We start from the raw sequence: 9270 nt of genomic DNA on the forward strand, positions 1-9270 counted from the left end.
GCGAGGTCGGTGCTGCGGCTGCTAGCTGAACCGCGCTACCAGGGCGGCGCGGTCGAGCTTGCCCGGTCCGCGCAGGGGGAGCGCGTCCAGGACGAAGAGTTCCCGCGGCGCCGCGGTGACGTCGAGTGTCCGCTGAGCATGTGCGCGCAGTTCGTCGAGCGTCGGAGCTTCGCCCTCGGGTACGACCACGGCCACCACCCGCTGCCCCAGCCGCGGGTCCTTGATGCCGATCACCGCGCACTCGCGAACGGCGGGGTGATCGGCCAGCGCGGCCTCGACCACCTGCGGTACGACGGTCAGCCCACCGGTGGAGATTGCCTCGTCCAACCGGCCGCTGATGCGCAGGACCCCGTCGACCACAGCTCCGGCGTCGTCGGTCCGGAACCATCCGGGTTCGGCGAAAGCGGGGTGGTCGGGAAGCCCGCGGTACCCGGACGCGAGCATCGGACCGCCCAGCAGTACTCGCCCGTCGTCGATACGAATCTGCGCTCCGGACAACGGGATTCCGTCGTAGACGCAACCGCCGGACGTTTCGCTCATCCCGTAGGTGCGGACGACGGTGATGCCCGCTTCGGTGGCCTGCGCGAGTACCGGTGCGGGAGTAGCAGCGCCGCCGAGCAGAACCGCGTCGAGCGAAGCCAGAGCCTCGACCGCGGCGCGATCACCGAGTGCCTTGACCAACTGCGTCGGCACCAACGAGGTGTAGCGGCGCGGTCCGCTCATCGCGGCAACAGCGCCCGGCAATGCGGCAGGGTCGAAACCCGCACTGACGTCGACGATCACCGGTTGTGTTTCGGCGAGGACACTGCGCAACAGAACTTGCATCCCGGCGATGTGGTGCGGGGGGAGAACCAGCAACCAGGATCCGGTGCCGCCGAGGCGTTCATGGGTCGCGTCGCCGCTGGCTCGCAGTGCGCTCGCGGTGAGCATCGCGCCCTTCGGGGTTCCGGTGGTCCCCGACGTGGCGACCACCAGCGAGATGCCGTCGTCGATGGGCTGATCGGGGTACAGAGCGTCGCTCAGTCGGGCCGTCTCGCGTGCGTCGGCCGCCGGGACGGGAAGCACGGCGTCGTGCACGCCGTCCAGGATCTGCGCGATGGCAGGCAGTACCTCGAAGACCGCCTCACCCTGTGGAACGGCCAGTGTGCGAAGAACGTTCACCGGACGTCCGGTCCAGCCAGTGGCCAACCACCGGCAGCCAGATGGCTTCGTACGCGGTCGACGTCGGTTTCGAGTGGCATCTCGTTGGTGATCTTCGTGATGAGGACCTGGATGTCGGTCTTCTCGATGGGCAGATCGCCGTCCTCGATCAACGCGTCGGCGACGGCGTCGACCTCGGTTTCGGAGAGTCTGCGAGTGAGGAGCGCGAAAAGTGGGATGTAGTCCTGCTCGGGGACGCCATTGGGATAGCCGGCCCGCAACCAGCCGACTATCGACGTGAGGAAGGGCGGAAGGGCCATGACGTCAGCTCACGTCTCGAACTTCGTTGTCGGTGTCCACGTCTTCGATGACCGGCCACCCACCTGCGCGCAGCTTTTCGGTGACACGATCGACATCGTCCTCGGACGGCTCCTCGTTGAGGATTCCCTCGATGATGGCGCGGATGGTGTCGTAGTCGACATGGCGGTCCGGCACTTCGTGTGCCGACTCGATGGACATCGAAACGACCTGCTCGATCTCCTCGTCCGTCAGACGACGACGGAGAACGGCGAGCAGCGCAAAATGATCCTTGTCCGGGATGCCCTCGGGATACCCGGCACGCAGCCAGTCGAGCACGCTGCGCAATGAATACTTGCTCAAATCCTCGGCCTCATTTTCGTTTCGGTGGTTTCAGTGGTGTGCCGCGACGACCACTCAGAAGACGTGGATTCCGAACGTGCTGGCCAAGAAGTTCTTCATCAACAACAGTATTCCGGCGAAGATCGTGACGAGCACGACCGCAAAACAGAGGTACGCACCCATTTTACCCAGGGTGGACGGTCCTTCGGTGCCGTCGGCGTTCGGCAGACTCAGCGACTTGAGGCCGAAGGCGAAGATCGCCGGCAGTCCGGCTCCGAAGAGCAGTCCGACTGCCACTACCTGCCAGAGCGAATCGAGGGTATCGGTGAGTAGATGCATTCTCTTGCGCCCCTTTCAGGAGTTGCGAGTGGGTTCGGTGGACGGAGTGGGATCAGCAGTCGGAATCTCGCGAGCCGTCGCATCCGGATTCTCGTCCCATTCGGCGGTCACGTTGGCGGCGTCTACGGGTTCCTTACGCGAACGCAGGTACATGAAGATCGCGAACGCGATGAGGGCAGCGAAGACGACGAGAACGCCGGCCAGGCCGCCGATCAGATGCGCGAGTGCCCAGCAGATGGCGCCGACCACTGCGGCCGACGGCAAGGTGATCAACCAGGCGGCGGCCATCCGGCCTGCGACGCCCCAGCGGACCTCGGCGCCCTTGCGCCCGATGCCGGTACCGAGGATCGATCCGGTGGCGACGTGGGTGGTCGAGAGGGGGAGTCCGAGGTGGCTCGACGTGAGAATGATGGCTGCGGACGACGCTTCGGCTGCCAGACCCTGCGGAGCTGCGATCTCGACTAGGCCCTTGCCCAGGGTGCGGATGATGCGCCAACCGCCCAGGTAGGTGCCGAGAGCGATCGCGACGGCACAGGTGAACTTCACCCAGAACGGCATCTCGGTCTCGGCGGTGATGGTGCCGTGAGCGACCAGGGCCAAAAAGATGACGCCCATAGTCTTCTGGGCGTCATTGGTGCCGTGCGCAAGTGAGATCAATGAGGCGGTGCCGATCTGGCCGAAACGGAAACCGCGCTCACGCTCGTCTTCCTTGACGGATGCGGTGATTCGGTACACGAGCTTGGTACCGACGCCTGCGACCAGGGCCGCGACGACCGGCGCGAGGATCGCGGGGACGACGACCTTGGTCAGAACTCCACCCCACTCGACGCCGCCCATACCGATGGAGGCGATTGCGGCGCCGATCAATCCGCCGAACAGTGCGTGTGAGGAGCTCGACGGCAATCCGAGCAGCCAGGTCGCCAGATTCCAGATGATTCCGCCGACGAGACCGGCGAAGACGATCAGCAGCAGATCCTGCCCACTGACCGCACCGAGGTTGACGACGCCTTTGGCTACCGTCGCGGCGACCTCGACGGACAGGAACGCCCCGACCAGGTTCAGGATCGCGGAAAGTGTGACCGCAACTTTGGGCTTGAGTGCACCGGTCGCGATGGAGGTGGCCATTGCGTTACCCGTGTCGTGAAAACCATTCGTGAAATCGAACGCGAGGGCGGTGACAACTACCACCAGGAGGATTACGAGCTCTGCGGTCACAACGTGAATTGTGCGTATCGAACGCGTAAAAGTACAGCGAACGGGATGCGAACAGGGGCTCCGCGGAGTACGTCCCCGCGCGTGGGCTGCGGCGCTGCCGTTCGCGATGTGTTCAGCGCCACGAAATCGGAACCCTGTGTGGGACCTCACTTTTTGGTCTCACTCACCGGGAAGGCACATTCGGACCGTTTTAAACGCTGATTACCTACGGGCACCGAGCGCACCGGAACAGGGGTTTCACCCCTGTTTCTCGGTGTCTGTCAGTGAGAAGGAGAGCTCCGACCGTGAAGCCCAACAAGTCCACGAAGCTGATCGTGGCACTCGCCGCGACCGCCGTTCTGGCGTCAGCCTGCGCATCGAATCGTGGTGACGATCCCTACGCCGTCGCTGTCGGCGGACCCGGCGTCAGCGCCGACCTTGCGTCGAGCACATCCGACGCGAAGTTCGGCACCCTCGATTCGCCCTGCGGTGAAGGCGATGCCACCGGCGCAACCGATCAAGGCGTCAGCGACACCGAGATCAAGATCGGGTTCGGTGACGACCGCGGTTATGTGAAGTCTCCTGGGCTGAACAAGGAAATGAGCGATGCGGTGAACGCGCTCATCTCTTGGTGCAACGATCAGGGCGGCATCAACGGCCGCAAGGTCGTCGGAACCGACTACGACGCCGCGATGACGCAGGCCAACTCGGTCATGCAGGAAGCGTGCGCGAGCCAGTTCATGATGGTCGGCTACGGCTTCGCGATGGATCAGACCGCCGAGCAGACGCGTGTCGCGTGCAACCTGGTGTCCGTGCCAGGCTTCACCGTGTCACCCGACGCAGCCAACGGACCGATGACATTCCAGGGAGTTCCGTTCCCGGTCGACTACGCGAACGGTTCGCAGTGGTTCCAGATGGCCGAGATGCATCCCGATCTGGTGAACGACTTCGACGTCGTCAACAGCACGATGCCCACGATCATCAGCTCCACCACGAAGATTCGCTCGATCGCCGAGGCTGCGGGTTTCAAGCTCAAGGATTGCGGCGTCACCCTCAACTACGAGGGGGAATCGAGCTATGTGCCGTTCGCCGAGAAGTACAAGGAGTGCGGCGCGAAGGGGATCTGGACGTCACGATCGGCGAGCCCGTCGGAGCTGAACTTCGTGAAGGCCCTCGACCAGGTCGGGATCGATCCCATCTTCTTCGGTGAAGCCACCTGGTACGGCGCGACCGTCTCCGATTGGAACAAGGACACCGGACTGCTCGACAACCTCAACGCGGGCATGACCTTCCAGATGCTCGAGAACGCGGACAAGGTGCCCGCAGTGAAGAAGTACGTCGATCTGGTCTCCGAGCAGGGTGGCAAGACCGCGCTCCTCGGTATGCAGGCGGCGTCGTCCTTCCTGCTGTGGGCGGCCGCCGCGGACGAGTGCGGTAGCGATCTGACGCGTCAGTGCATGGTGAACGAACTCTCGAACATTCACGAGTGGGACGGCGGCGGATTGCATGCCGTCACCGATCCCGGCAAGAACATGCCGGCCACCTGCGGACTCATGACCTCGTTGAAGGGCAGTACCTACTCGCAGGCGTTCCCGTCCACCGCGGGCGAATTCAAGTGTGACCCCAAGTACCTCGTCGCGACCGACAAGAGCACCTGGGGAACCGAGCTCGGCGCTGACCGCGTGTCGACGAAGTACCAGAACGCCAACGTCATCAAGCCGCAGTCCTGATTCTTCCGACTCGGGCGGCGAGCGCCAACCGCCGCCCGAGTCCCTAACGAGGGTTCAGCCATGAACACTTTTGTCACTTTCACGATCCTGGGCCTGGTCCTGGGGTCGGTGTACGCGATCGCCGCCTCCGGGCTGGTACTCACGTACAACACGTCAGGAATCTTCAACTTCGCGCACGGTGCACAGGCAATGCTCGGTGCGTTCATCTACTGGCAGTTGCGCTACGGCTGGGAACTTCCCACAGTCGTCGCCTTGCTGATCTCGTTGGTCCTGGTCGGTCCGCTGATGGGTCTCGGCCTCTACGTCCTGATCATGAAAGGGCTACGCGATACCGCCGAGGTCACCAAAATCGTTGTGACGGTCTCGATCCTGCTCGGAATGCTCTCGATCTCGCACTGGTTCTGGCACCCCGAGACCGCTCGGACGATGCAGATGTTCTTCGGCGACCAGTCCAAGATCACGGTGTTCGGCGCGAGCATCCGCTACCACGAGTTGATCTGCATCCTCGTTGCGATCGCCATCGCCGTCGGCCTGCGCATCCTGTTCACGCGCACCCGCGCCGGTGTCGCGATGCGCGGCGTCGTCGACGATCCGGAACTGTTGCGCCTCAACGGCCACAATCCGGAGCGTCTTGCGGCCCTGTCCTGGGCGATGGGTTCGACGCTCGCAGTCCTGGCCGGCATCCTGATCACCCCGATCAGTGGCGGCACACTCGAGGCGAACATGTTGACACTCTTGGTGATCGACGCGTTTGCCGCGGCCATGTTCGGCCGGTTGCGCAGCATTCCGCGCACGTTCGTCGGCGCCGTGGTCCTCGGGCTTGCCGGTACGTACGTATTGGCATACTTCCCGACGAGTTGGAGTTGGACATCGAATTTCCGTGTCTCCCTACCGATGATCGCGCTGTTCGTGGTGCTGATCGTGCTCCCACAGGACCGCTTGCGTGGCGCGGTCACGCGTACTCGCGAGCGTTACCACGTGCCGAGCGTGCGCAAGGCCGTCGTCTGGGGCGTGGCACTGATCGTCATCGTCTACCTGATCCGTCTGCTGATGGTGACCTCCGCCGTCACCACACTGACCATCGGAATGACGTTCGCGATCATCGCGCTCTCGCTCACACTCCTCACCGGTTACGCGGGTGAATTGAACTTGGCGCCGGTGTCTTTCGGCGCTATCGCGACCATCGTGGCCTTCCATTTCGGGATCTCCGGTTCCGGGTTGGCTGCGCACCTCAACCTGTGGGGCATCGTCGTCGGAGTCCTCGTCACCGCAGTCATCGGTGGCCTCGTCGCCCTGCCGGCGCTGCGGCTGAGAGGGCTGTATCTCGCGCTGGCAACCATGGCCTTCGGAGTGTTCCTCTCCAACATGGTTCTTCGTGACACCACCGAACACGAGATGTTCGGCATGAAGTACTCGCTGTTCAAGGACGGGAACATCGCCCTCCCTCCGCTGAAGATCGGTCCGCTCGATCTGAGCAACGAGACGGTGTTCCTGATGACCGTGACCGCGCTGTTCTCGATACTCGGCGTCGGCGTCATCGCGTTGCGTAACAGCGGCTACGGCCGCCGACTCGCTGCGATGAAGGACAGCCCGGCCGGTTCGGCCATGCTCGGACAGAGCCTGGTTCGGCTCAAGCTGAGCGTCTTCATGATCTCTTCGGGGATCGCCGGTCTCGGCGGCATTCTGATGTCGAGCGCCATGGGGTCCGTCTCGGGCGAGAGCTTTGCCATCATGGTCAGCCTCTCGCTGCTCATGCTGACCGTCGTCGCGGGTATCGGATACGTCACCGGCGCCCTGTTCGGTGGACTGATGGCCGGAATCGGGTTTGCGGTCATCATGGTCTCGTTCACCAATCTGGCTTCGGCGCAACCGGAGTTGGAGGGAATGTGGCTGCTCTTCGGCAACATCGCGGCAGTCAGCCCGGCACTGATCGGCATCGGCGTCGGCGCGAACCCCAGCGGAACGGTCCACAGCGTGATCGAGGGCTACCGACGGCTCGCCGGTGCCAAGCCTGTTCTGATCGGCGGCGCCGCAGTCGTTCTGCTGACCTACGTCCTTGCTCTGACCGGTGTACTCGGCAACTGGTGGTTCGCGTCCATCACGATCGCGGTGGTGTTCATGCTGCCGGTGATCGGTGAGATGGTCATGCCCAGCGCGGTTCTCACTCCGGAGGAACTGGCCGCCAAAGCGACAGTCGTTCCCGAGGACATCGGGATCGATGTCCCCTACAGCCCCGAGATCCGTGACGAGATCGACCGCGAACTGGGGATTCCTCAGTACCAGGGTGGCTCGCCGAAGGAGTTGACCGTCCATGTCTGATACACCACTTCTCGAAACGCGCGGTGTGAGCGTTCGTTTCGGTGGACACGTCGCGGTCAAGGACGTTTCGCTCACCGTGCAACCCGGCACCGTGACAGGACTCATCGGACCGAACGGTGCCGGCAAGACGACGCTCTTCAACACCATCACCGGGCTGCAGAAACCCACCTCCGGTCAGGTGTTCCTCGGTGGCGTCGACGTGACGAAGCTGCCGCCGCACAAGCGGGCGGGTCGCGGGCTGGCACGTACCTTCCAGCGGCTCGAACTGTTCGTCTCGCTGTCGGTGCGTGACAACCTGCGCGTCGCGGGAGACATCCACAAGGCGAACGGCCGCAACAAGATCGACGTGGATGGCGAGACCGATCGCCTGCTGGAGCTGACCGGGCTCACGGATGTCGCGGACAAGGACGTCGCGGACATCCCCACCGGACGGGCTCGCGTCGTCGAAGTTGCACGAGCCCTCATGACCGACCCGCGAGTGCTTCTGCTCGACGAACCGGCCTCGGGTCAGACCGAGCAGGAAACCGAGGTCTTTGCCGAGATGCTCACCGAACTTGCTGCGGGTGGACTCGGAATCTGTCTGGTGGAGCATGACATTCCGCTGGTGATGAAAGTGTGCTCGACCATCCACGTGCTCGACTACGGCGCAGTCCTCGCCTCGGGTGATCCGGAGAAGATCCGGACGGATCCGGAAGTGATCGCGGCCTACATCGGGACCGAGGAGGAGGCGGTATGACCTCAGCGAAAATTGGCGAGGCGAAAATCGACGAGGGTATACGCAGCCCCGACCGCGCCGAACCGTTGCTCGAACTGTCCGGTGTCCGCGCCGGTTACGGATCCATCGAAGTTCTGCACGGGGTGGACCTGATTCTGGAACCGGGCGCCGTGGTGGCGCTACTCGGACCCAACGGCGGCGGCAAGACGTCGACGCTCAAGATCTGCTCGGGCGTCCTTCCGGTCACCCGCGGCGAGTTCCGGCTCGCGGGCCAGGTCGTGAACGGAGTCGAGCCTTCGGAGTTGGCTCGGCTGGGGGTCTGCTCCATCCCCGAAGGACGCGGGATCTTCGCCAACCTCACTGTGCGGGAAAACCTGTGGATCGCCACCGGAACGGGCGTCGGGCTGGCCGAACTCGAAGAGGTTGCGTACGGCAGGTTCCCGATCCTGGGGGAGCGGCGCGGACAGTTGGCCGGATCGATGTCCGGTGGTGAGCAGCAGATGCTGGCGCTGTCACGGGCACTTGGCACTCACCCGACGGTGCTCCTGCTCGACGAGCTGTCGATGGGTCTCGCACCTCGAATCGTCTCGCAGATGTACGACGTCGTCGGCTCGCTTGCAGCCGAAGGCATTTCCATTCTCGTCGCCGAGCAGTTCGCACGAGCGGTGCTGCCCATCGCGACCTCGGCCGCACTGATGTTGCAGGGACGCGTCGTCAAGACCGGCGATCCACACGACATCGAAAACGAACTTTCTACCAGTTATCTAGGAGGATGACGATGACTACTCTCGCCGAAGATCGCCGTGAGGAATTCAAGAAGAACATCGCAGAGTTGAAGCTGGACAAGAAGCAGGCAGGCGGCGACGCGGCGACGCGCATCGCGGGCCTGGTGCTCATGGTCGTCGGTGTGGTCGGCGCCTTCGTCGTCTACATCTCTTCGCTGACGCTCTCGGACCTGCGGGATCTGGTGTCGTACCAGATCCTCACCGTGGTTTTCCTCGCCCTGACAGTGGTCGGTGCCGCACTCTTCCTGGCCGCATCGGTGGCAAAGGTGCTGCGGCTGTGGTTGGTTCGCCAACTGCTCGAGGGTCAGGCCCAGACAGATCAGATCTCTCAGGCGCTGAGCACGCGCAACTGATCTCTGCGAAGAACCGACAGATGCCCGCCACGAAAGTCGTGGCGGGCATCTGTCAC

Annotated in this window: 10 protein-coding genes; 5 read left to right on the forward strand and 5 right to left on the reverse strand. The window is 63.6% G+C overall.

Annotated elements, in window-relative coordinates; translation table 11 throughout:
- Positions 1 to 21: 21 nt before the first annotated feature.
- From menE to ACYP01_RS08320, 5 genes are read right to left on the reverse strand one after another with little or no spacing between them, the layout of a single operon-like run.
- On the reverse strand, positions 22 to 1161 hold the full coding sequence (menE, locus tag ACYP01_RS08300; protein ID WP_459679387.1) for an o-succinylbenzoate--CoA ligase: 1140 nt from the start codon (positions 1159 to 1161) through the stop codon (positions 22 to 24).
- The gene (locus ACYP01_RS08305; RefSeq protein WP_003941976.1) at positions 1158 to 1460 is read right to left on the reverse strand and encodes a DUF3349 domain-containing protein; all 303 of its coding nucleotides are present in this window, start codon (positions 1458 to 1460) and stop codon (positions 1158 to 1160) included. The genes menE and ACYP01_RS08305 overlap by 4 nt, the downstream gene beginning before the upstream one ends.
- A 4-nt stretch (positions 1461 to 1464) precedes the next feature.
- Positions 1465 to 1800 carry a DUF3349 domain-containing protein gene (locus tag ACYP01_RS08310; protein ID WP_387390734.1) on the reverse strand — a complete coding sequence of 112 codons (336 nt, stop codon included), beginning with the start codon at positions 1798 to 1800 and terminating at the stop codon, positions 1465 to 1467.
- A gap of 54 nt (positions 1801 to 1854) precedes the next feature.
- Positions 1855 to 2118 (reverse strand): hypothetical protein, encoded by a 264-nt coding sequence (locus ACYP01_RS08315; RefSeq protein WP_003942079.1) that lies wholly within the window; start codon positions 2116 to 2118, stop codon positions 1855 to 1857.
- Between the two features lie 15 nt (positions 2119 to 2133).
- Entirely contained in the window at positions 2134 to 3333 is a 1200-nt protein-coding gene (locus tag ACYP01_RS08320) for an inorganic phosphate transporter (protein WP_007728486.1), read from the reverse strand.
- Positions 3334 to 3617: 284 nt separating this feature from the next.
- Between ACYP01_RS08320 and ACYP01_RS08325 the strand changes: the two genes are divergently transcribed.
- From ACYP01_RS08325 to ACYP01_RS08345, 5 genes are read left to right on the forward strand one after another with little or no spacing between them, the layout of a single operon-like run.
- Complete coding sequence (locus ACYP01_RS08325; protein WP_283543059.1) at positions 3618 to 5042, forward strand: ABC transporter substrate-binding protein; 1425 nt, start codon at positions 3618 to 3620, stop codon at positions 5040 to 5042.
- Between the two features lie 60 nt (positions 5043 to 5102).
- A complete protein-coding gene (locus ACYP01_RS08330; protein ID WP_063314759.1) occupies positions 5103 to 7361 on the forward strand; it encodes an ABC transporter permease in 2259 nt (752 codons plus the stop codon).
- Positions 7354 to 8097: an ABC transporter ATP-binding protein gene (locus tag ACYP01_RS08335; RefSeq protein WP_003942056.1), complete on the forward strand. Its 744-nt coding sequence runs from the start codon at positions 7354 to 7356 to the stop codon at positions 8095 to 8097. The genes ACYP01_RS08330 and ACYP01_RS08335 overlap by 8 nt, the downstream gene beginning before the upstream one ends.
- Positions 8094 to 8852, forward strand: a complete 759-nt coding sequence (locus ACYP01_RS08340; RefSeq protein ID WP_003941866.1) for an ABC transporter ATP-binding protein — start codon at positions 8094 to 8096, stop codon at positions 8850 to 8852. Before ACYP01_RS08335 ends, ACYP01_RS08340 begins: the two co-directional genes overlap by 4 nt.
- Positions 8853 to 8854: 2 nt before the next feature.
- Positions 8855 to 9214, forward strand: a complete 360-nt coding sequence (locus tag ACYP01_RS08345) for a hypothetical protein (RefSeq protein WP_003942018.1) — start codon at positions 8855 to 8857, stop codon at positions 9212 to 9214.
- The last annotated feature ends 56 nt before the right edge of the window (positions 9215 to 9270 follow it).

It is taken from the genome of Rhodococcus sp. no. 34 (assembly GCF_054589475.1).

Coding starts and splice junctions, on each gene's coding strand:
- ACYP01_RS08335 (WP_003942056.1), top strand. CDS start 7,354: ATGTCTGATACACCACTTCTCGAAACGCGCGGTGTGAGCGTTCGTTTC.
- ACYP01_RS08305 (WP_003941976.1), bottom strand. CDS start 1,460: ATGGCCCTTCCGCCCTTCCTCACGTCGATAGTCGGCTGGTTGCGGGCC.
- ACYP01_RS08340 (WP_003941866.1), top strand. CDS start 8,094: ATGACCTCAGCGAAAATTGGCGAGGCGAAAATCGACGAGGGTATACGC.
- ACYP01_RS08315 (WP_003942079.1), bottom strand. CDS start 2,118: ATGCATCTACTCACCGATACCCTCGATTCGCTCTGGCAGGTAGTGGCA.
- ACYP01_RS08345 (WP_003942018.1), top strand. CDS start 8,855: ATGACTACTCTCGCCGAAGATCGCCGTGAGGAATTCAAGAAGAACATC.
- ACYP01_RS08330 (WP_063314759.1), top strand. CDS start 5,103: ATGAACACTTTTGTCACTTTCACGATCCTGGGCCTGGTCCTGGGGTCG.